Annotated in this window: 20 protein-coding genes; 13 read left to right on the plus strand and 7 right to left on the minus strand. The window is 59.3% G+C overall.

Annotated elements, in window-relative coordinates:
- Window positions 1-70 precede the first annotated feature (70 nt).
- Both BM346_RS01620 and BM346_RS01625 read left to right on the plus strand, forming a co-directional pair.
- Window positions 71-1,165 (plus strand): sigma-54 interaction domain-containing protein, encoded by a 1,095-nt coding sequence (locus BM346_RS01620; RefSeq protein ID WP_092008557.1) that lies wholly within the window; start codon window positions 71-73, stop codon window positions 1,163-1,165.
- Between the two features lie 11 nt (window positions 1,166-1,176).
- Complete coding sequence (locus tag BM346_RS01625) at window positions 1,177-1,932, plus strand: Crp/Fnr family transcriptional regulator (protein WP_167812658.1); 756 nt, start codon at window positions 1,177-1,179, stop codon at window positions 1,930-1,932.
- Between the two features lie 39 nt (window positions 1,933-1,971).
- Here the strand turns inward: BM346_RS01625 and BM346_RS01630 are convergent, their stop codons facing one another.
- The 4 genes from BM346_RS01630 to BM346_RS01645 all read right to left on the minus strand — a co-directional run bounded on the left by BM346_RS01630 (window position 1,972) and on the right by BM346_RS01645 (window position 5,106).
- On the minus strand, window positions 1,972-2,811 hold the full coding sequence (locus BM346_RS01630) for an ion channel (protein WP_092008559.1): 840 nt from the start codon (window positions 2,809-2,811) through the stop codon (window positions 1,972-1,974).
- Between the two features lie 6 nt (window positions 2,812-2,817).
- Window positions 2,818-3,468 carry a hypothetical protein gene (locus BM346_RS01635; RefSeq protein ID WP_092008560.1) on the minus strand — a complete coding sequence of 217 codons (651 nt, stop codon included), beginning with the start codon at window positions 3,466-3,468 and terminating at the stop codon, window positions 2,818-2,820.
- A 324-nt stretch (window positions 3,469-3,792) separates the two neighbouring features.
- On the minus strand, window positions 3,793-4,443 hold the full coding sequence (locus BM346_RS01640) for a transglutaminase-like cysteine peptidase (RefSeq protein WP_092008561.1): 651 nt from the start codon (window positions 4,441-4,443) through the stop codon (window positions 3,793-3,795).
- 9 nt (window positions 4,444-4,452) lie between these two features.
- Window positions 4,453-5,106 (minus strand): type II secretion system protein N, encoded by a 654-nt coding sequence (locus tag BM346_RS01645; RefSeq protein ID WP_092008562.1) that lies wholly within the window; start codon window positions 5,104-5,106, stop codon window positions 4,453-4,455.
- Between the two features lie 241 nt (window positions 5,107-5,347).
- On the opposite strand from BM346_RS01645, the gene gspE reads away from it, so the two are divergent.
- The 11 genes from gspE to gorA all read left to right on the plus strand — a co-directional run bounded on the left by gspE (window position 5,348) and on the right by gorA (window position 15,416).
- Entirely contained in the window at window positions 5,348-6,862 is a 1,515-nt protein-coding gene (gspE, locus tag BM346_RS01650) for a type II secretion system ATPase GspE (RefSeq protein WP_174805171.1), read from the plus strand.
- Window positions 6,863-8,074, plus strand: coding sequence for a type II secretion system inner membrane protein GspF (gene gspF / locus BM346_RS01655; protein WP_092008563.1), 1,212 nt, complete (start codon window positions 6,863-6,865; stop codon window positions 8,072-8,074).
- An 86-nt stretch (window positions 8,075-8,160) separates the two neighbouring features.
- Window positions 8,161-8,598 (plus strand): type II secretion system major pseudopilin GspG, encoded by a 438-nt coding sequence (gene gspG, locus BM346_RS01660; protein WP_092008564.1) that lies wholly within the window; start codon window positions 8,161-8,163, stop codon window positions 8,596-8,598.
- Window positions 8,564-9,169, plus strand: coding sequence for a type II secretion system minor pseudopilin GspH (gspH, locus tag BM346_RS01665; protein WP_092008565.1), 606 nt, complete (start codon window positions 8,564-8,566; stop codon window positions 9,167-9,169). The genes gspG and gspH overlap by 35 nt, the downstream gene beginning before the upstream one ends.
- Window positions 9,169-9,549, plus strand: a complete 381-nt coding sequence (gene gspI / locus BM346_RS01670; RefSeq protein WP_227662958.1) for a type II secretion system minor pseudopilin GspI — start codon at window positions 9,169-9,171, stop codon at window positions 9,547-9,549. The genes gspH and gspI overlap by 1 nt, the downstream gene beginning before the upstream one ends.
- A gap of 62 nt (window positions 9,550-9,611) precedes the next feature.
- Complete coding sequence (gene gspJ / locus BM346_RS01675; RefSeq protein WP_228704302.1) at window positions 9,612-10,355, plus strand: type II secretion system minor pseudopilin GspJ; 744 nt, start codon at window positions 9,612-9,614, stop codon at window positions 10,353-10,355.
- Entirely contained in the window at window positions 10,352-11,389 is a 1,038-nt protein-coding gene (gene gspK, locus BM346_RS01680) for a type II secretion system minor pseudopilin GspK (protein WP_227662957.1), read from the plus strand. The genes gspJ and gspK overlap by 4 nt, the downstream gene beginning before the upstream one ends.
- Window positions 11,390-11,405: 16 nt before the next feature.
- Window positions 11,406-12,704 (plus strand): type II secretion system protein GspL, encoded by a 1,299-nt coding sequence (gspL, locus tag BM346_RS01685; protein ID WP_092008568.1) that lies wholly within the window; start codon window positions 11,406-11,408, stop codon window positions 12,702-12,704.
- 2 nt (window positions 12,705-12,706) lie between these two features.
- Entirely contained in the window at window positions 12,707-13,234 is a 528-nt protein-coding gene (gspM, locus tag BM346_RS01690; protein ID WP_092008569.1) for a type II secretion system protein GspM, read from the plus strand.
- Window positions 13,235-13,340: 106 nt separating this feature from the next.
- Window positions 13,341-14,018 (plus strand): GNAT family N-acetyltransferase, encoded by a 678-nt coding sequence (locus BM346_RS01695; RefSeq protein WP_092008570.1) that lies wholly within the window; start codon window positions 13,341-13,343, stop codon window positions 14,016-14,018.
- A 36-nt stretch (window positions 14,019-14,054) separates the two neighbouring features.
- Complete coding sequence (gene gorA, locus BM346_RS01700; RefSeq protein WP_092008571.1) at window positions 14,055-15,416, plus strand: glutathione-disulfide reductase; 1,362 nt, start codon at window positions 14,055-14,057, stop codon at window positions 15,414-15,416.
- 23 nt (window positions 15,417-15,439) lie between these two features.
- Here the strand turns inward: gorA and BM346_RS01705 are convergent, their stop codons facing one another.
- From BM346_RS01705 to BM346_RS01715, 3 genes are read right to left on the minus strand one after another with little or no spacing between them, the layout of a single operon-like run.
- Window positions 15,440-17,422, minus strand: a complete 1,983-nt coding sequence (locus BM346_RS01705; protein WP_092008572.1) for a hybrid sensor histidine kinase/response regulator — start codon at window positions 17,420-17,422, stop codon at window positions 15,440-15,442.
- The gene (locus tag BM346_RS01710) at window positions 17,419-18,384 is read right to left on the minus strand and encodes an ABC transporter substrate-binding protein (protein ID WP_092008573.1); all 966 of its coding nucleotides are present in this window, start codon (window positions 18,382-18,384) and stop codon (window positions 17,419-17,421) included. The genes BM346_RS01705 and BM346_RS01710 overlap by 4 nt, the downstream gene beginning before the upstream one ends.
- Before the next feature lie 37 nt (window positions 18,385-18,421).
- The gene (locus BM346_RS01715) at window positions 18,422-20,638 is read right to left on the minus strand and encodes a TonB-dependent receptor plug domain-containing protein (RefSeq protein ID WP_167812657.1); all 2,217 of its coding nucleotides are present in this window, start codon (window positions 20,636-20,638) and stop codon (window positions 18,422-18,424) included.
- Window positions 20,639-20,750: the final 112 nt, after the last annotated feature.

Consider the following 20,750-nt stretch of genomic DNA (forward strand, 5'->3'; position numbering starts at 1 on the left):
CTCGGGTTTCATTTCGAGGCTGTCCAGGCTGGCGGAATGTCTGGGTAGAAATCAACAAAGGAGAAGGGCAATGAGTCTTGTTGAATACAGGGAGTTCCTTGGAAGAAGTGGGGGCTCCGATGAGAGCGGGCCCCGGCCAAGCGCTGAAACCAGGCTTCGTTGTTTGCCCGACAAGCCGGAATCAACACATCACCTGCACCTCGAAGCCTTGCTGGGCCGCTCCAGTGGAATGAAACATGTGCTGTCCCAGGTCCGGCGTGTCGCTCCGACCTCGGCGACGGTCCTGATTACGGGTGAGAGCGGCACCGGCAAGGAAATTACCGCTACCGCCATTCATGAACAGAGTGACCGTCGCGGCCAGCCATTTGTCCCGGTGAATTGCGGTGCGATCTCGCCTCAGCTGATCGAAAGCGAGCTGTTCGGGCACGACAAGGGCAGTTTTACCGGCGCGGTGAGGAGTCACAGAGGGGTCTTTGAGCAGGCGGACGGTGGTACCCTGTTTCTGGATGAGTTGACTGAAATGCCCCTGGAGCTACAGGTGAAGCTGCTTCGTGTTCTTGAGACACGTCGGTTTGTCCGGGTAGGAAGTGACCACGAACGTGACACCGATGTGCGGATCATCGCAGCAACCAATCGTTGCCCGGAGGATGAGGTTGCCTCTGGAAAACTGCGGGCGGATCTGCTTTACCGCCTCCAGGTATTCCCCATTGAGCTGCCCTCTCTGCGGGAACGCAGGGATGATATCCGTGATCTTGCGCTTCATTTCCTGCAGGAACTGAATCAGGCGGATGGCGCCCACAAGGCTTTCTCCGAAGATGCCCTGGTGAATCTGGAGAACTACGCCTGGCCACGCAACATAAGAGAGCTCAAGAACGTGGTTCAGCGAGGCTATATCATGGCTGATCACAGGATTACGGTTAAGGAACTGCCTTCGGAGATTGCCAGGCCCACGGCCCATCGGGTTCGTCAGAATGGGCAGACCCTTACCGTGGATATCGGAACATCCGTGGCCGAAATGGAAAGAAACCTGATCATCGCAACGCTGGATCAGTGCGGCGGGCGGAAGGAGAGGGCAGCCAATATTCTGGGTGTCAGCATGAAAACCCTCTATAACCGGTTGCGGAAGTATGAGGAACAAGAGAGTGGTCAGCCCACCAGGGAATGAGGTGTTCCGTAATGACTGCTCCAAGGAATATAACGGAATGTCTTGTCGGCATCGCTTCGCTGTCTGAGTGTGACCGGAAATTACTGCAGACCCTGGAACCCGAAAGGTGTCACTACCCCAGAAACTCGGTGGTCTTCCGTCAGGGTGACCCCTCCGATCAACTCCTGGTGGTGGAGAGTGGCCAGAGTTTCACCTGTCGTTACCTGGAGGACGGCCGACGGCAGATCATAGACATCCATTTCCCCGGGGATGTTATTGGCCTGGACGAACTGTCCCAGCCTCACCATCTCTCGGATCTGACAACGATGACAGACGCCAGTTTTCTTCACTACGACAAGGCTGAGGTGATCACACTGTTCGCCTGGTCTCCGGGGTTGTCGCTCCTGCTGTTTCAAGTGGTGTCCCGGGGGCAGGCCTTATTGAAGGAACGTATGGTCGGACTTACCCGACATTGTGCCCTTCAGCGCGTTGCCCACTTTCTTCTGGAAGTCCGGCTCCGCGCCTTTCGGGGTGACATTCCGGGAGCACAGATAACAGTAGAGGACAGAGTCGGTTACGACACCAGGCTGAAGCCGCCAACTGTGCTTCGTATTCCCCATAACGTCATCGCCGATGCCCTTGGTCTCAGCATTGTCCATGTCAGCCGTATACTGGCTCAGCTTCGTGAAAAAGGGCTGATTGGCTCCAGCGGTCATGCCATCACCCTGGTTGATCTGAACGGTCTCAAGACCGTTGCAGGCTGGCACACCGCGGATCTTGCCCTGTGAGTTTCCATTCCGCGGTCGATTCCGGGTCAGGCACCATACTCAGAGCTTGCTCAATTTCACCAGCCTCTCTGACATGTCGTCGTCCGTTATGCCCGTAAGCGACGTATACCGGTCCAGGACAGAGAGTAGACTCTCCAGTTCCTTTGCCGAGGGTTCCGTCGCGCCTGCGTTGCGGGTTTTCCTGTAGCACTCGATCCCCAGGGCGGCTAATTGCACGGGAAGGGAAAATCGCTCGTCCTTGCTGGTGAAACAATCCAGTACCGGGTAGGCAAGACGTTGCTCCGTACAGGAAACGAGCTCTTTCGAGATTTCTCCGACCCAGGCCGCGAACTCCTTTTCACCTGGAAACTCCGTCAGGAACTCCCCTTTGTGTCCACCAACCAGGTAAAGTTTGAAGGCAAGCACCCGGCGGGCGACGACAGCCCCCACCACCGAAATGGCGTAGGTCACTATCAGCGTTATAACCAGCAAGCCGCTGAAGGAGGTCAGCACTGTCGCCATCTGTGCCATCGGGTTTCTGGGTGCCAGGTCGCCAATGCCGAGGCTGGAGAGATTGAATCCCACGAAATAGACAATGTCGTAGATACCAATGCCGACCTTGCTGCCGGAATGTGCGATCGCATCCGGAATTCCCATGAAGACCAGAACCCACCCCACCCAGAGACCGGCCAACCAGACCGATCCTATAGAGATGACGCATATCGCACCAAGCACTTCCGATGGCCGGTGCCCCATGCGTATCGACAACTTTGCCAGATTCCGCAAAACTCCGGACACCACCGAGGACAGGGGGCCTTCGCCTTTTGTGGTGAGGGTTGTCCGGACAAAATCCGCCATCACAATCAGGATAAGAACGAGGCCAGGTATGATGTATTCCATAACGGTCTACAGGTACTTCCGGAGCCAGCTATCGATCTGGCGCCGGTATCGTTTTGATTTTTTAATCCGGGTATCCAGCGTATCCGGATAAAGGCTGATCCGCTGGCGGTCCTCGGGAGTGTCGATGGTGAATCGCCTTACCGCGCCAAAGGCCTTATCCTCTGAACCATAGATGCATACCACGTGTATCTCAAGCCAGTGCAGCTGCAACCCCGAGGCCAGGGGCGCGCCCTCCTTGATATCAAGGTTGGCAGAGCTCATTATTCGCTCAATCATTCTCCTGAAGCTGATAACCTCCAGGAATTCTCCGCTGCCCAGAGGACCCTGACGGGTTTTGCTTCGAACGCCGAGTGTTTCGTCGCTTTCCGGTAACTCGTCGCCGAGGCGATCCATCAGGGGGGTGGTATGAGTGCCCTCTGAAGTTTTCAGCTGGGCCACGAGGAAATATATGAAGACAGGCTCCTGGCTCATATTACAGATCAGGCAGGGCGAATCGATGTATTCGTCGCCGACGCCTTTGTTGATGAGGATCCGGGGGCGACGCTGGCGTTTGTAGCCGCTGTACAGGAGCTGGGCATAAAAAATCCACACGAATAACGTGCCGATACTGGTGAGCCCGGCGACAGCGGTGTAGTTATTTGAAATCCATTCAAACATGTAAGTCTGATTTGATGTTGAAGTTCCTGTGGGCCGGGCAATAACATTCGCTTTGCCAGGGCCTGGGGGAGGGCAGAAGCCGGTCCCTGAACCGTAGCCACCCATACCTTTGCGAACTTTGCGCCATGAAACCACGTATTAATGAGGATTAATGGCTGCGTTGTAGCGGCCGGGGAATTCAGTGAGTTCGGTTGGTGGAGGGGGAGTTCTCTCCTGCTGTCAGCGAAAGGCGGGGAGCTGTCGGGCGGCAGGACAGGGAAAGTTTACCGTCGGAATTGTAGTATTTGCCGACCAGTCTGCGTTATCGAAGTCATTCCAGCCCCGCTATTTGAGCGGATCGATCAGGCGTTCGGTGAGGGCGCGCCAGTGGCTTAACTGTTCTGCTGTGCCAGAGCGCTTGTCGCGACCGCCCCGAACCCGCCAGAGGCCTTCGCCGTTGAAGCTGTACACCGGTTCCAGGTCATCCCGCTGGGAGGCGGGTCTGATCTGGTTGATCAGGTTGTCGAGGATCAGGGGATCGGCGTCAGGGGTCGGATACCAGGCAAGCACCATGTGGGCCTGGTTCAGTTCGAGGGCCTTCACATAGACGATACGTAACTGCTGATCAGGAACGCCCATGGACCTGAGGGTAAGGTACTTGGCGATGGAGTAATCCTCACAGTCGCCGCCATTGGTCGCGAGCAGTTCCACCGGTGTTGCCCAGAAATCCTCCTCGTTCCAGTGGGCGAGGTCACTGATAAAAGGCACTCGATTGAAGAAGGAGTTGACCAGACGGATCTGGCGACGGGTGGGGGCGGAACCGGCCAGTTGATGAAGGTCCTGCCAGGTCTCAAGACGTTGCCGGGCCTCGGTGCCATATTCCTGCTGGATATAATTGAGGAGCTCGGTACCAAGCTCAAAGGCGGTAGCCAGGGCGGCGAACATGAGGGCGATCAGCAGAGAGCTGTGTCTGGCCGTCTGCCGCGATGGTCCCATGAAGCTACCTCATCCGTTGTTTTCCCTCAGACGCTCACGGAGCTCTTCCAGCCGCTGGCGTATCTGTTGCCGCCGTTCGTCGGTCGCCTGAGGCGTTCCCATTGAACGGGACTGGCTCTGCTGCGGCGCCCGGGATGGTTGCTGCTGGCTATCGCCGTTGTCCACGGCAGCAAGTTCCAGACCCCGGGAGTCATCTGTCTCAGGAAAGTACAGGTTCTCCAGCTTGCCGCCGCGCTCAATGACAATGCGGTTCGCATGGACCGAGCGCAGTTCGGCGTTCCCCGGTAGTTCATCACCAATCATATAGACCTCAGTCCGGTTTCTGTCATCCTCGACCAAAGCGGTGCCGGGCTGATCTTCGGTACCGGCCAGTACGCCCCTGAGGAAGAGTCGGAGGTTGGTCTCCGGAAGGTCTTCGGTGTTCTGGTTGGCGGCCATGGCCTCGGCGTCCGCGCGTCCGAACATGTCGATGTTGGCGAGATCGACCTCGGGGGCGCGTTCCGCTGGGGAGCGAACCACCTTCGACGGTTGGCTCGCAGGCTGTGATTGCCGGGCTTGTTCCTGTTCCCAGAACCGGTATCCCTGCCACCCGACCGTACCAACCATGGCAACAGTGAGCAGCGACGCGGTTATCAGGGGCAGTCTGGCGCTGATAGCAGACATGTCTATCCTTATTTACCTTGCAAAAAGCATTAACAACGCATCCATTCTTCCTGAAGAGCCTCTGAAAAAGACGCTCATCACAATGTAACAGCTTCGGCGGCATTATAGTGTATTGAGTTATTCAGCGGGCGCCAAAACCTGTGGTAGCCTTCACACCTACAGGGAATAATAATAGGAACAGTCCTCAGTTACGGGGGTCTGGCTTTCGGGCGGTGACGACTGTTCACACTGAAACACGGGGATGACCTTGACTACTGAAACGCAAATCCAGCCGCAGGATTCTCCGCTGGGACGCCTTCCTTTCACCTTCGCCAAGCGCAACGGGGTCATCCTGACCCGTAACCGGACCGGTGACGCGGTTATATTGGTACGCCCGGGCGCGCCCCACAGCGCACTGGCGGAGGCCAACCGTATCAGCGGAGGACGGGCAAAGTTCGAGGCCATCGACCCGGGCGAGTTTGATGAAGCGCTGAATAACGCCTACCAGAGCGATTCCGCAGAAGCCATGCAGATGGTAGAAGGTATCGGCGATGATATGGACCTGGCTTCGCTGGCGGAATCGGTGCCGGAGACCGAAGACCTGCTGGAGCAGGAAGACGACGCCCCCATTATCCGCCTGATCAACGCCATTCTTACCGAGGCCGTCAAGTCAGGGGCTTCCGATGTGCACATCGAAACCTACGAGAAGCGCCTGGTGGTCCGGTTCCGGGTTGACGGTGTACTCCGTGAAGTGGTCCAGCCCAAGCGGGCGCTGGCACCGCTCCTGGTCTCGCGGATAAAGGTCATGGCGAAACTGGATATCGCCGAAAAGCGGATTCCCCAGGATGGCCGCATCGCCCTGCGGGTGGCCGGCCGTGAGGTCGATATCCGCGTATCCACCATGCCGTCAGCCAGCGGTGAGCGGGTGGTGCTGCGACTGCTGGACAAACAGGCGGGTAATATCCGGCTGGAATCCCTGGGTATGAAGGGCCGTGACCTGGAGCTGCTGAGGAAGATGGTCAAGCGACCCTACGGCATTCTCCTGGTTACCGGCCCGACCGGTTCCGGTAAGTCCACCACGCTTTACGCCGGATTGCAGGAGATCAACGACCGCAGCCGCAACATCCTCACGGTGGAAGATCCTATCGAGTACAATCTGCCGGGCATCGGGCAGACCCAGGTCAACACCAAGGTGGATATGACCTTTGCCCGGGGGCTGCGGGCCATTCTCCGTCAGGATCCGGACGTGGTGATGATTGGTGAGATCCGTGACCTGGAAACGGCGGAGATCGCCGTTCAGGCCAGTCTGACCGGTCACCTGGTTCTGTCCACGCTGCACACCAACACCGCCGTGGGGGCCATTACCCGCCTCATGGACATGGGCATCGAGCCCTTCCTGATTTCCTCCAGTCTGGTAGGACTGGTTGCCCAGCGCCTGGTACGGGTGCTGTGCCAGGAATGCCGCGAGTCCTATGTGCCTTCGGCGGAGCAATGTGAATTCCTCCAGGCGGACCCACAACAGCCGCCGACCATTTTCAGGGCCACAGGCTGTGAACACTGCAATAACCTCGGTTACCGGGGCCGTATCGGCATCTATGAGGTGGTTGAGATTACCGACGCCATCAGTTCCATGATCCATAAGCGCGCCGGAGAGCTGGACCTGGAGAAAGCGGCCCGCCAGTCCGGCCCCAGCATCCATGCCGACGGCGTCAAGAAAATTCTGGATGGCGTCACCACCATGGAAGAGGTCCTCCGCGTGACCCACCGGAGCCGCTAGATGCCAGCGTTCGACTACAAGGCGCTGGACAGGCGTGGCAAGCAGGCCCAGGGCGTTCTGGAGGCAGACAGCGCCAGGGCCGTTCGCCAGCAGCTTCGCGAAAAGGGTATGGCGCCTCTGTCGGTGGAGCCGGCCCGTGAGAAGCAGGCCAGGGGTGCGTCCTTCAGTCGCCGGGGCAGCCTCAGCGCGGCCGACCTTGCGCTGGTAACGCGGCAGCTCGCGACGCTGATCCAGTCCGGCATTCCCATTGAGCAGGCCCTGTCGGCCGTGGCCCAGCAGTCGGATAAACCGGCCATGAAAAGCATGCTGATCGCGATCCGGGCCAAAGTCATGGAGGGCTATACCCTGGCGGACAGCCTGGCGGAATACCCACGGGCCTTTCCCAGGCTCTACCGGTCGACCGTGGCGGCGGGGGAGCACGCGGGTCATCTCGACCTGGTGCTCAACCGTCTTGCCGACTATACGGAAGCCCGCCAGGAAGCCCGCCAGAAAATCCAGCTGGCGGCCATCTATCCCATCATTCTTACCTTTGTGGCCCTCGCCATCGTGGTGTTCCTGCTTACTTACGTGGTGCCTGACATCATCGAGGTGTTCGTCAAACAGGGTCAGGAACTCCCGGCCCTGACCCAGGCAATGCTCGCCGCCTCCGACTTCCTGACCACTTGGGGTATCTGGTTGCTGCTTGCGCTGATCATCGCGGCGGTGGCCTTCCGCATGTCCCTGCGGACGGAGGCCAACCGGCGGCGTTTCCACAAGGCACTGCTGGACATTCCGCTGATCAAGGGGATGGTGCGGGGGGTGAACACCGCTCGGTATGCCAGTACCCTCAGCATCCTGACCACCAGCGGCGTGCCTCTGGTCGAGGCGATGCGGATCGCCGGTGAGGTGCTTGGCAACGATCACCTCCGGGCTAGACTCCGGGATGCGGCCCAGAAAGTCAGTGAAGGTGGCAGCCTGAACAAGGCCCTGGAACAGACGGGCTACTTCCCTCCCATGATGCTGCACATGATCGCCAGCGGCGAGTCCAGTGGTGAGCTGGACAGCATGCTGGAGCGCACCGCACGTATGCAGGAGAACACACTTCAGTCGAAAATCGCGGCCATGGTCGGGCTGTTTGAGCCCATGATGCTGCTGGTAATGGGTGTTGTGGTTCTCATTATTGTGCTCGCCATCATGCTGCCGATACTCAATATGAGTAACCTCGTAGGTTGAACCAATCTGCACGGCGGCTGCCAAAGACCGGATAATAATAAGACAAGGAAGACTCTGTGTTGAACCCTGAAACAGGAAACAAGGCAATGACGATGAAACAACCTACGCAACGAGGGTTCACCCTCATCGAGATCATGGTGGTTATGGTGATTCTCGGCCTTCTGGTGGCCGTGGTGGCACCCAATATCATGGGGCGCAGTGACCAGGCCAAGGTCACCATCGCCAAGACCCAGATGAGCAATATTGCCAACGCCCTCGATATGTATCGCCTGGACAATGGTCACTATCCCAGCACCCAGCAGGGTCTGGAAGCACTGGTCGAACGTCCCAGCGGATCACCGGAACCCAGGAACTGGAATCCTGACGGCTACCTGAAGAGCGTACCGGAGGATCCCTGGGGCAATGAGTACCAGTATATGAGTCCGGGCGTGGAAGGACCCTATGACCTTTATTCCTATGGCGCCGATGGCCAGGAAGGTGGCGACGGTGATGCCGCGGACATCAGTGTTCACGACCTCGACTAATCCCCCGTCAACCCACGGAGGCTCCCTCCTGCCAAGACCCGGCCGCGAGACCGGCTTCACCATGATTGAAATCCTGGTGGTTCTGGTTCTGGTCGGTCTGCTGGCTTCCCTGGCCGTGGTCAACCTTGGCGGCGGCAGTCAGGAGCGGGAAATGACCAGCAAGATCCGGGAGCTGTACGTGCTCATGCAGACCGCCTCGGAGCAGGCCATCCTGAACAACCAGGAGATCGGGCTGATTATTGACGATCGGGGTTACCGGTTCGTGGTGCTCGATGAACTGGAGCAGAAGTGGAAGAGTCAGGGTGAACGCCTCTTTCAGGGACGGGATTTCCCGGAGTGGCTGAGTGTCACCCTGTTTCGCGAAGGGGATTTCCCCAGAATGGTCGGCGACGACGAGGAAGATGGAGAAAACCGGTTACAGCCGGATATCGTGTTTTTTTCCAGTGGCGAGACCACGCCGTTTGACCTGGAGTTCGTTGCGACCCCCTCTCCAGACCGGGTCTATCGACTGACCTCCGACGGTCTGGGTGAGATCGAGATGATATTCCCGGCGGACACGGACGAAATCTGATGCGACACCGTGGTTTCACACTGATCGAGGTGCTCGTCGCCCTGATGATCTTTGGCCTGATCGCGACGGCGGCCTCCCGTGTCGGTAGCCAGTATATCGGCAGTTTCGAGCGGGTCAGGGACCTGACCCTGGCCTCGTGGATCGCGGGAAACCGCATGAACGAGGTTCGCCTGCTGGAGGACTTTCCCGCTGTCGCGGAAAATCGTGAAGAGCTGGAATACGCGGGCCGGCGCTGGCGGGTGGTGACGGTCGTCAGCGATACCGATGAGCCGAGCATGCGTCGGGTCGAGGTGCGGGTTGAGGCTTACCGGGGCGACTCCGGAGAACCGGCCCGGCTACAGTCACTCTCCGGCTTTATCCGTAATGCGGAGCCGGGCTGATGGTGCTTAGCGCGACGATCCGATCGGGGCGGTCACCCATCGGGAGACAACCAGCCCGGCCAGTGGGGAGGCAGAACGGCTTCACCCTCATGGAGGTGCTGATTGCCGTCTCAATCACAGCGGTCATCGGTCTTGGCATCTGGCAGGTGCTCTCCGGGGTGATGACATCCCGGGAACGGGTCGATCAGATTGCTGAGGAGTTCAGCGGGCTGCAGAAGACCTTTCTCCTGCTTGAGCGTGACCTGCGCCAGGTGGTCAATCGCCCGGTCCGGAATATCTACGGTGACTATGAGCCGGCCATCGCTTCCGAGGGCCAGGAATTCGAGCTGGTGGTGACCCGTCAGGGCTGGCGCAATCCCCTCGGGAACCAGCGCAGCAGCCTCCAGCGCAGTGCCTGGGAATTCACGGGCGATGAAATCCGGCGCCGTTACTGGGTGATGGTGGATCAGGCTCAGGAAGACGAAAGTCTCGATCAGCTTCTGCTCGGTGACGTGACCGATTTTGTCGTCCGGTTCATGGATGAGAACCGCACCTGGCAGGATACATGGCCCCCGCCCAATCAGGCCATGCCCAGCGGCCCCGGTGCACCCATCCTGCCATTGCCCAGAGCGGTGGAAGTCATGGTAACCCACAACCGGTTCGGGGAGGTGCGACGGCTCTTCCTGATGCCGGATTTCGACTATGGCGCGGTGCAGACCCGTATCAGTCAGCGCAATCAGGACGAAGAGGAGCCGGAAAGGGAAGACGGACAGGAGGAGCAGGGTGGCAGTAATAACGGAAGTCAGGGACAGGGAGGCGGGTCTTGAGATTGCAATCGATGATCCTTTTCCGTCTGTCCTTCGCCCCTGGTCCGGGTCGTATCAGCCACCCTCAGCGAGGGATGGCGTTGATCATGGTGCTGCTGTCCATGGCCCTGGTTGTGATGATGGCGGCGGGCATGATCCAGCAGCAGAGCGTCCGGGTGTTCAGGGCAGGGCATTTTCTCGCCCAGACCCAGGGCTACAATGTCGCCCTGGGAGCGGAAGCCTTTGCCAGCCAGATACTGTTTAGGGACCTTGAGAACGATAAGGAAAACAACGAATACGTCGACAGTCCCGACGAGCCCTGGGCCCGCTACGCCGCCGTCCTCCCGCTGGACGATGGCGGCGTAGCGGAGGTGCAGATCGATGACCTTTCCGGGCGCATCAACCTCAATAATCTGGTCAGCCCGACCGGTGCCGTGGATCAGACGACCCGCGACCGAGTGGTTCGGTTGCTGATGGTGCTGGGCATCACCGACGTGCACGTGGATGCCCTGGTGGACTGGATAGACCCGGATGAAGAAACCCTGTCCGCTTTCGGTGCGGAAGATGGTCAGTATCTGATGAAGGATCCACCGTACCGGGCGGCAAACCAGGCTTTCGTCAGCGTTTCCGAACTGCGCCTGATCGAGGGCATGTCGCCAGAGGCCTATCAGGCGCTCCGTCCACATGTTGCGGCACTTCCGGTTTCCGGCACCGCCATCAATGTTAATATGGCAACGCCCGAGGTGATCCGCTCCCTTCATCAGGATATTACCGAAGCCCAGGCCCAGGCCATTGTCGAGGGGCGCAAGGAGGAGAGGTTCCTGAACGTCGGTGACTTCAAGGCGCAGTTTGCCGGTATGGACTTTCCGAACCAGGGCCTGACCGTGAATTCGCTGTTCTTTGATGTGGTGTCCCGGATTACCTGGAACGACCGGGTTGTGAACCTGGTCAGTACCGTGTACCGAAGCAGTGATGGTGAATTGTCGGTGGTGAGCCGCGACACGGGGCACAAGCAAAGAATAACCAAGGAACCCTACGGGGTTACCGAGGAATAAAACAAGGACGCATCCTATGTCATATCACCTGTACGCACGACCCGTGTCGACCGCTGCCGGCACCCCCCGGGAGGTGCCGCTGTTTGACTGGCTTTTGCTGGACGCCAGCGGTGAGCAGCAGGCCAGGGGCGACAGTGAATCCCGTGAGAGTATCGAAGATGCCCTCAATCGTAACTCCCTGGAGGGCGTGCGGCTTATCGGTCTGATTCCCGGTGATGAAGCCATGTTCTGTTTTGCGGACATTCCCGCCAGGCAGGCCCGGTTCATACGCCAGGCTCTACCCTTTGCCGTGGAGGAGCAACTGGCCCAGGATGTGGATTCCGTTCACCTGGCCCTCGGCGATAAGGATGAGGATGGCTACCGGGTTGCCGCCATTGACCAGCAGCGAATGGGCTACTGGCTCGAGGTCTACAGCGACTGGGAAGGGGCGGAACTGGAAGCCATTTTCCCGGATGCGGCGCTGGTACCACTCAGGGACCATGACTGGGCCATCTGCCTGGGAGATGATCTTGCGCTGGTCGCTTCCCGTCGCGGTGAATGGATGACCATGCGCTCGGAGAATCTCACGGTCTTCGCCCAGACGCTTGCCATGCCATCGGAGGACGAGGTGGCGGCCGAGGTCCAGATCGTGGTGTATGGCAATGAAGAGGCCTTCGGGAAGAACGAGAGTTCGATGTCCGAACTGGTGGGCACCTCGCGGCTGAGTGTCCATCGCGAGCTCATGACCGGCGGCACACTGGAATTGCTGGCCAATGCCCACTATCACCACGCCGTACAGGCCATTAACCTGTGCCAGGGCAGCTATGCGCCCAGCCATGGCGAGGGGGGCGCTCTGAGGGAGTGGCGTCCTGCTGTCGCCATCGCGGCCGTATGGTTCCTTCTGCTGGTGGGCAGTCAGGCGGGGATGGGGTACTACTACCAGCAGGAGGCAGATGCACTCGAGGCGCAGGCCATGGCCATTTATCGGGAAGCATTCCCTGAGGATCGCCGTGCTACCCCGCAGAATGTGCGCCGAATGGTGGAGGCCCAGTTCAGGGTGGCGGGTGAACAGGGTGGTGACGCCGGTTTCCTGCCATTGATGAAATATACCGGACAGCAATACAGTCGCCTGCCGAACAACCAGTCGGTGGTTTTCAATTCCGTGAACTACACGGCCTCCCGGGGCGAACTGGTGGTGGATGTGCGTGCGGACAGCTATGAAAAGCTCAACACCCTGCGCTCCGGCATCGCCGAACAGGGCCTGGAGGCGAGCATCGGGTCGGTGGTCAATGAACCCGAGGGTACCCGTGCCCGTCTTACGGTATCAGGAGGTTAACCGTGGTCAGGAAGCTCAAGGAAAACCCGTCACTGAAGCGCCTGGTTGCGCGCTATGATCATCTGCCACGGCGCGACCAGCAGGCTCTCAAACTGATGGTCGCTGCACTGGTGCTGGCGTTGTTGTATTTTGCCATCTGGCGACCTGTGGATCAGTACCAGGATCAGGCCCGGGCCAGCCGCGAAAATGCCGCCGAACTGCTGGCCTGGATGCAGGAAAACCGAATAGCCCTGCGTGAGCTCTCCGGGAAGGCCGGCACCACCACTAGTAATGCCAGCAAACCCGCCGATGGCCGTGAGCTGATGGCCACAGTGACCTCGACAGCCCGGGAAGCAGGGCTCAGTCTTCAGCGATTCGAACCCAGCGGTGACGACGCCATTCGGGTCTGGATGGAGGACGTGCCTTTCTCCCAGGTGGCGGCCTGGCTGGAAAGACTCAACAACAATCATGGCATTATGATTGATCAGGCCGCGGTTGACCGGCGTAATACACCCGGCGTGGTGTCCGTGCGCCTGACGCTGGCAATTTGAATGATTATGGGACAAAGTGTTGGCCTGAGGCCTCCGGTCCGGTGGAAGGCCTCTGAAACAGGCCGCCACTGGCGGTTTCTGCGCATTGTTCAACGGAGCCCAAAGAATGACAGACGGTATGGCAACGGCTGATAAAACCCTTGAAGGCCAGAGAGCGCCTGCCATCGTCAGGCTGGATGAAACCGCCTTCAACGAAGCAAAGTCCATTCTCTATCAGGCCTATCGCCACGAACCTACCTTCCAGTACCTCTTCGACCACCGCAAACCGGGCTACGACAAGCGGGTACGCGCCACGATCCGGGAACTGCTCAATCTCTACTTCGAACTGAACCAGGATGCTGTCGGCGTAATGGCGGACTATACCCTGGTGGCGGTTGCGTTTATCGGCGAACCCGAGCTGCGCCTCAACCTGGCGCAGCAGCTGAGCTGGCGGATCCGCATGGTGCTGACCGCAGGCTTCGCCTCAACCCGTCGCTATCTGGATTATCACGAAAAAATACGCGGCATGTTGCCCGAAGAGGGCACATATCAGTTACCGATGATGGGTGTTCATCCAAAATACCAGAATCGTGGGTATGGACGTCTGTTACTTTCTTCCGTTGAAAAGCTCTGCTCAGAGAACCCCCGGGGCAACGGTCTCGTACTTGATACCGGCAACAGCCGATACCTGCCGTTCTACAAATCGGAAGGTTTTCGCAGCCTCGGCACTATCAGACTCGGAGACTATGAGGACTTTGTTCTGTTCAGGGAAGCGGACGCTCCACAGATGGCCGGCGCGGAATAGAATCCCCGTAACTTACCTTGTTGAACAGGAGTCCATGTGACTGATTCCCAAGACTTTGATTTGATTGTCATTGGCGCCGGATCCGGGGGCGTCCGCCTTGCCCGTATGTCGGCACAGCGCGGCGCCAGGGTGGCCGTTATCGAATCCCGCTACCTGGGCGGTACCTGTGTCAATGTTGGCTGCGTTCCGAAAAAACTGTTCGTCTATGGCGCTCACATCAGTGAAGACCTGGAAGACGCAGCGGGCTACGGCTGGCAGGTTCCTCGGTCCGATGTGAAATTCGACTGGCCGACGCTGGTGGCCAACAAGAACGCCGAGATCGAGCGTCTGAACGGTATCTATCGCCAGCTTCTCGAGGGCGCGGGGGTGACCATTATCCAGGGCACGGCCACGGTCAAGGGCCCCAACACCGTGACCGTGGGCGAACGGGAACTGACCGCCGCCCATATCACAGTAGCAACCGGTAGCTGGCCATCCATCCCGGATGTTCCCGGTCACGAGCTGATACTGTCATCCAACGAGATGTTCTACCTGCCCCAGCTCCCCAGGGAAGCCATTGTCTGGGGTGGCGGTTACATCGCGGTGGAGTTCGCCGGTATCCTGGCGGGACTTGGTGTGGAAACCACATTGATGTATCGCGGTGAGCTTTTCCTGCGGGGCTTTGACGATGATATCCGCCGCTTCCTGGTGGGCGAACTGGAAAAGAAGGGCATTCACCTGCGCTTCAACACCACCATCAACGCTGTGGAAGAGTCCGGTGCCGGGTACCGGGTTTCCCTCTCCGACGGCGGCGTGGTGGAGACGGGTCTGGTCATGGCGGCAACCGGTCGCCGCGCACTGACGGACGGACTCGGACTGGATGCCTTGGGAGTGGAGTTCACCGCCAGTGGCCACATCCTGGTGGACGAATTCTTCCAGACGTCCGTTCCCTCAATCACCGCGCTGGGTGACGTTATTGGAACCCCGCAGCTGACGCCCGTCGCCCTCGCTCAGGGCATGGTGCTCTCCAGTCGCCTGTTTGGCGACGGCAAGGGGGAGATGGATTATCGCAATATACCCACTGCGGTGTTCTGTCACCCCAACATCGGAACGGTGGGGCTGACCGAGGCCGAAGCCCGGGAAGCCAATCACAAGGTGGTGATCTACAGATCCGAGTTCCGGCCCATGAAGCACACCCTCAGTGGCCGGGATGAGCGCAGCCTGATGAAGCTGATTGTTGACGCAGAGGACGATCGGGTGCTGGGTGCCCATATGGTGGGACCGGATGCGGGAGAAATCATCCAGGGGCTGGGTGTCGCCCTGAAGGCCGGCGCCACCAAGGCGGATTTCGACAGCACCCTCGGTATCCACCCCACTTCAGCGGAGGAGTTCGTGACAATGCGGGTGCCGGTGGGCTGATACCGGCACCCGACCGTTCCCGATCAGAGCGGTACCCACCGGCTGAGCACGGTTCGCAACTGATGCTTGCGCACCGGTTTGGCCAGGTAATCGTTCATGCCGGCCTTGTGACAATGACTTTCAGTGTGGGGCAGGGCGTCCGCCGTCAGGGCGATGATTGGTGTCTGGCGGACGTTCTGCCGTCGCTCCCAGTCGCGAATGGCCTCAGTTGCCTCGAAACCGTCCATAACCGGCATGTGGCAGTCCATCAGAATCACCGTGTACTGGTGGGCACTGGAGGTCACCTGCTGTAATGCCTCACGACCGTTATCCACCGCCTCGGCATCGAACCCCAGCCTTTCCAGCAGGGTTCTGGCTACCCGCTGATTGACCGGATTGTCCTCCACCACAAGTGCCCTGGGTGGTCTGCGTCCATCTGCATTGGGGCCGGAACGGCTGCCAGCGGCATTTTCGGTCAGTGCCAGGGGCTCCGGCTGCTCCGGAGATTGTTCCGATACGACATCAAAGGGCACTTCGAAACCAAAGCTGGAGCCTTCGCCAATGTCCGTGGCGACCCGGACATGGCCACCCATGAGCTCCACGAGCTTCTGCACCAGGGAGAGGCCGATGCCAGTGCCGCCGGCCTCCCGCGAGAGGGAACCATCAAGCTGTTCGAAGCTGTTGAAGACCTGGGCCACCTGCTCCAGGGGGATGCCACGGCCATTGTCCTGAACCTCGCAGCCAAGAAACACGCAGTCGTCGGACTCCTGGTGCCAGTCCATCACCACGGTGATGGCGCCGTCGTCGGAGAACTTGATGGCGTTGTCAAGCAGGCAGGCGAGAACCTGACGATAGCGAACCGCATCACCAATCAGCAGGGGCCTGTCCGGCCAGTGTCCGGTCAGCTTCAGGGAAAGCGGCAGGCCAGCCTGCTCGGCGGTATGCCGGAAACTGGCGATGCAGTTCTCGGCCAGCTCCGCCGGATTGAAATGGCCGCTCTCCAGCAACAGTTTGCCCTGGTCAAGCCGGGAGAAATCAAGAATGTCGTCGATCAGGATCAGCAGGTCTTCGGTGGATTTGCGAGCGGTGTGAAGGTAATCCGTCTGGCGAGGGGTTAGGGGTTCTTCCGCCACCAGATCCACCATGGCGAGCACGCCGTTAAGGGGCGTGCGCAACTCATGGCTCATCACCGCCAGGAATTCGGATTTTGCCGCGCTCGCGGTCTCGGCTTTCTCGCGGGCGCTCTCAGACAGAGACAGGGTCTGGTCGCGGGACTCCTTGAGCTGATGTAAATGGCGCGCCAGTTCGTTCAGGTTGGTTTCAAGCTCAGCGATCTCCGCCACCCTGGCATGGGTTGGCTCAACTTCCCGGTATTCGCGACGGGTCATATCCAGGAGGTGGGCCGCCAGTGCCCGGATGGGTTCCACCACCGGCGCCAGCATTCGGTTCACCAGCAGTAGCGTGAACACCAGTAGGGAGATGCCGACCACGCCGGAAGTAAGCAGAATATCCGAGCGCCGCTCGGTCAACAGTTGTTCGCTGACCGCCACTTCCACGGTGCCGACACGCAATGCACCACCTGTCAGACGATAGTCCGTCTCGAACCATTCGGTTCCGTCGTTTGCCGCGAGGTCCAGCGGATACTGCAGTATTTCCGAGGAAAAACGTTCGACCTCTTCGCTCTCCAGGGCCTGACCCGGCCAGCGTGGGTAGTCGGGGCCGCCAACGAATCCCATCTCCTTGCCCATGACATCGGTGACCCGTATCCATTCCAGGTTGCTTCGGCCCATGGATTGCTCAAGCACCTGACTGACCACCGAACGGTTGCCCGAAACCACGGCGTATTCCAGCGCCGGTGCCAGGTTATCCGCCAGCGTCTGGGTGGAGTCGAACAGATCCTCCCGGGCATCGGAGAGCCTGGCCGTGGTGAAAAACAGCATCAGACCCGCAAACATGAGCACTGCGGGCAGGGCACCCAGCAATATCAACTGACGATTGAGACTGCGCTTGGCGTGGGAATACTTCAAGAGCCGTCCTCCGCCGTCATTCTCTCCAACATGCGCTTGACCTCTTCCACGATCACCGACCCATCCGGTAGCGGAATGTTCAGGGAACGGGCAACCTGTCGATTCAGTTCAACGTCGAAATCCCGGGGATAGGTGGGCTCCGGCAGTTCACCGGTGTCCTGCCAGTGCTGCACATAATCCGCCGCGGCGGCGGCATAGTTCGGTAATGGCACAAAGGAGGACCCCAGCACCCCGGCCCGGACGAAGGCGTGACCGGGTCCGATAACGAGCCGGTTGCGGCGGTAAGTGGTCAGGAGAATGTGCTTGATGGTCCGGGCGTTATAGATCATCTCGTCCGGTGTCGCGAGCAGAAAGTCGCCGTAGCTGAGCGCCCTGCTTAACGTGGGAATCAGGGTGTCCTCTCCGGTGACCAGGAAAACCCTTGCCTCCAGGCCTATCTCCGATAACCGGGCGGTCAGTTCATCGTAGCGGTTGGCGTCTTCGGGGCGGGCCAGCAGGGCAATGCGGGTCGACTGGGGGAGAACGGCATGACCGACAAGCACCTGGCGCAGTAACGGGGGGTCGTAGAAGATGGCCGACAGGGGGGTGTCGGTCTCGTTCATGAAACCCTGATAGGCATCCCGGCTGACCAGAAGCGCAAGCACTGGCCGGCTGGTGCCCGCCTCGAGGACTTTGCTGAGGGCTTCCGGCCCCAGCGTAATGACCGGGCCAGGTGGTGCTGCGTCAAAATGGGAAACAGCCGTGAAAGAGCGGATCTCGATGTCCGGTCCCAGTTCTGACTGAAGCAGTTCGGTGAAGCGAAGATTGAAGGTGGGGTTGGCGGAGCCCTGCAGATAGACAACCTCCGCAGCCGCTCCCTGGGCCAGCAATAGCAGAACGAAGATGAGGGCAAGCCCCGGGAGTCGGATATCGAATCCTGGCGCCCGCGGCTGTTCTGAATGCCGGGAAATACTGCTACCCATACCCACCCTGGTTATCGTCAGCTCCAGCCCTGTGGCGTCAGAAACGAACGCCGGCCTCGACGAAGAACTGATTCCGATTCCTGTAGTTATTGTCGCGGCTTAAAAGCGGATTGTCGTTAAGGTAATGGTGAAGGATCAAGGCTATGTCGTAGCTCAGGCCAGCCCCGTGCACGGTCTTCGCCAGACGCAGATCCGCCCTCTGGTAAGGCCCACTGCGAAACTCATCCGCCACGTACCACGCCACCGCGGAACTCCAGTCCGAGGCGTATCGCTGAATCCAGGCCAGGCTTCCAGAATGCCTCACCGTCAATCGGCTTTCAAGATCTATCTGGCGTTGCTGCTGCGCGGGTGACAGCTCCGGGGAGCCCCGGTACTCACTGTCCTGATCCATATAGCCGTAGCTCAGGCGAAGCTGGGTATTGCCATAATCCAGCGCTGTTTCAAGTTCCACACCCTGCTGATCCAGCGCGACGCGGTTGCCGAGATCGAAGTTCTCAACGGATATGAAACCGCTCACGAGATTCCGAAGATGGTCGTGGAAATAGCGGACCTCCGTGGAGAGAATGCCCCCGCCCAGGCGGAACTGTCCGTAGTAACTGATCTCCCGGCTGATGATGCGCTCTTCTTCCAGCCCGCCCCCGGCAACCGCGTAATAGTCGGAAAGGTCCGCCGGAATGCTGGCGTCGAGCTCCGCGTCGATCCGGCTCCCTTCCAGGAAATCGTAAATGCCGGGGCTGACGTTTGCCGGTGTGTAGGCCCAGTCGGCCCGCTGTTCTAGCGCATCCGGTGTGCGCACCGCTTCCGAATAAACGAATCTCAGGGTCTGGTTGTCGGTGAGGTGAAGGTTTGCCGCTAACCTTGGCGAGAGGAAGCTGTCCTTCATCAGCGAAGAGTACTCCCAGTTGGCACCGGCGTTGAAAGTCACCAGCTCGAAAGGTGAGTATTCCAGGTTTGCGAAAACCCGGGACTGATAGATATTGCCATCGCCGCCAAAAAACGTTTCTGACACATAGGCGTCATCCCTGTAGCCAAGCCCGCTCACCAGGCGAAAATCCGGACTGATTTCCCAGGTATCCTGCAGTTCCATTTCCAGGCGCTGTTGCTTGACATCGTGGTTGAGCCGGGCGCAGATGTCTGGTTGGCCGGGTAGCAGGGGTACACAGCTGATCCAGTCCTGTCGGCGGTTATAGCGCTGGAAACTGCTCTGGACCTGCACCTGGTGGCTCCCAAGGTCACTGATGTTGAGCTGTGCCTGGAGATAATAGTCGTCCACCCTGGCATCCGGCTTACCCTGGATTCCGAAGTCCCGGCCCAGCTTGAGCGGGTCGTCCTGGTCGATACCGTCGGTCACCCCGGCGCGGAGTACGAGGTCGTAGCCGGGCGACAGCAGCACAATGCCATCGTATAGGAAATGATTGAACTCGTAGCCATCGCGGATGGGTATCTGTCGCGGTGGGTTAACATCCCCATCATACTGGTAATCGAAACCACTGGACTCGCGGTGTTCCCAGGTGACCCGCCAGCTGTATTGTTCATCGTTATGGCCGTGGTAGCCGGTATAGCGACGGTGGCCCACGTCGCCGGCCTGGGCATGGAGCCGGGTACCTGCCGTGGTTTCCGGGGTCAGGGTAATGATATTAATAGACGCGAGAAAGGCATTGATGCCATAGGACGCCGCGTTGGGACCCCGGCTGATCTCGATGCGGTCAATCAGCTCAAGAGGAACCGGCATGGCGTTCCAGTCCACATCGGCAAGACTGGGCTGATAGCCAGTCCGTCCATCGATCAGGACCTGGAGCCGGCGCTGCTCGTAGGCAACGGTACCATGGTAACTGACCACCGGCTGATTGCTGCCAACCGCTGCAACGGTCATTCCTGGAACCAGCCGGAACACGTCCGCCAGTGTCAGCAGGCCAAGGTCCCTTATCTGTTCCCCGGAAATGACAGTGGTGCTGCCGGGTACCCGGGATTTGGGCTGTTTGAGGCGGGCGGTGGTCAGCACTTGCGGCAGATCTGCAAGGCCGGCGGCATCGGGCCCGACGGGACCCCAGAGATGCATGTCGTTGTTCGTCACGACATCGGCGGGGCGTTGGTTGGCATTCCCATCATTGCCCGCCGCGACTGGCACAATAACAATCGTCGACACTGCCACCAGCAATCCGGGACAGAGCTTTTGGCTTACCCGTAGTGCGAAGCCTCTCCCCGTGACCCCGAAGATGGCGGACCGCAGGCTGTTCATCCCCTTCACTTTCATCCTGTTACTGCCTCCGGTCCTCTGCGGTTGTTTGTTGTATTTGAGCTCTATGAGCGGCGGGACCGTCAATTTATCTGAAACTGATTTAAGATTAACCCAGGAATTGGCATCA

The organism is Marinobacter daqiaonensis (genome assembly GCF_900115285.1).
GTDB lineage: Bacteria > Pseudomonadota > Gammaproteobacteria > Pseudomonadales > Oleiphilaceae > Marinobacter > Marinobacter daqiaonensis.

What these genes read in the sequence shown, in the direction of transcription:
- gspI (WP_227662958.1), top strand. Translation starts at nt 9,169, where the DNA reads ATGCGACACCGTGGTTTCACACTGATCGAGGTGCTCGTCGCCCTGATG.
- BM346_RS01715 (WP_167812657.1), bottom strand. Translation starts at nt 20,638, where the DNA reads ATGAAAGTGAAGGGGATGAACAGCCTGCGGTCCGCCATCTTCGGGGTC.
- gspE (WP_174805171.1), top strand. Translation starts at nt 5,348, where the DNA reads ATGACCTTGACTACTGAAACGCAAATCCAGCCGCAGGATTCTCCGCTG.
- BM346_RS01640 (WP_092008561.1), bottom strand. Translation starts at nt 4,443, where the DNA reads ATGGGACCATCGCGGCAGACGGCCAGACACAGCTCTCTGCTGATCGCC.
- gspH (WP_092008565.1), top strand. Translation starts at nt 8,564, where the DNA reads ATGCCGCGGACATCAGTGTTCACGACCTCGACTAATCCCCCGTCAACC.
- BM346_RS01620 (WP_092008557.1), top strand. Translation starts at nt 71, where the DNA reads ATGAGTCTTGTTGAATACAGGGAGTTCCTTGGAAGAAGTGGGGGCTCC.
- BM346_RS01695 (WP_092008570.1), top strand. Translation starts at nt 13,341, where the DNA reads ATGACAGACGGTATGGCAACGGCTGATAAAACCCTTGAAGGCCAGAGA.
- gspG (WP_092008564.1), top strand. Translation starts at nt 8,161, where the DNA reads ATGACGATGAAACAACCTACGCAACGAGGGTTCACCCTCATCGAGATC.
- gspL (WP_092008568.1), top strand. Translation starts at nt 11,406, where the DNA reads ATGTCATATCACCTGTACGCACGACCCGTGTCGACCGCTGCCGGCACC.
- BM346_RS01710 (WP_092008573.1), bottom strand. Translation starts at nt 18,384, where the DNA reads ATGGGTAGCAGTATTTCCCGGCATTCAGAACAGCCGCGGGCGCCAGGA.
- BM346_RS01635 (WP_092008560.1), bottom strand. Translation starts at nt 3,468, where the DNA reads ATGTTTGAATGGATTTCAAATAACTACACCGCTGTCGCCGGGCTCACC.
- BM346_RS01630 (WP_092008559.1), bottom strand. Translation starts at nt 2,811, where the DNA reads ATGGAATACATCATACCTGGCCTCGTTCTTATCCTGATTGTGATGGCG.
- BM346_RS01645 (WP_092008562.1), bottom strand. Translation starts at nt 5,106, where the DNA reads ATGTCTGCTATCAGCGCCAGACTGCCCCTGATAACCGCGTCGCTGCTC.
- BM346_RS01625 (WP_167812658.1), top strand. Translation starts at nt 1,177, where the DNA reads ATGACTGCTCCAAGGAATATAACGGAATGTCTTGTCGGCATCGCTTCG.
- gspF (WP_092008563.1), top strand. Translation starts at nt 6,863, where the DNA reads ATGCCAGCGTTCGACTACAAGGCGCTGGACAGGCGTGGCAAGCAGGCC.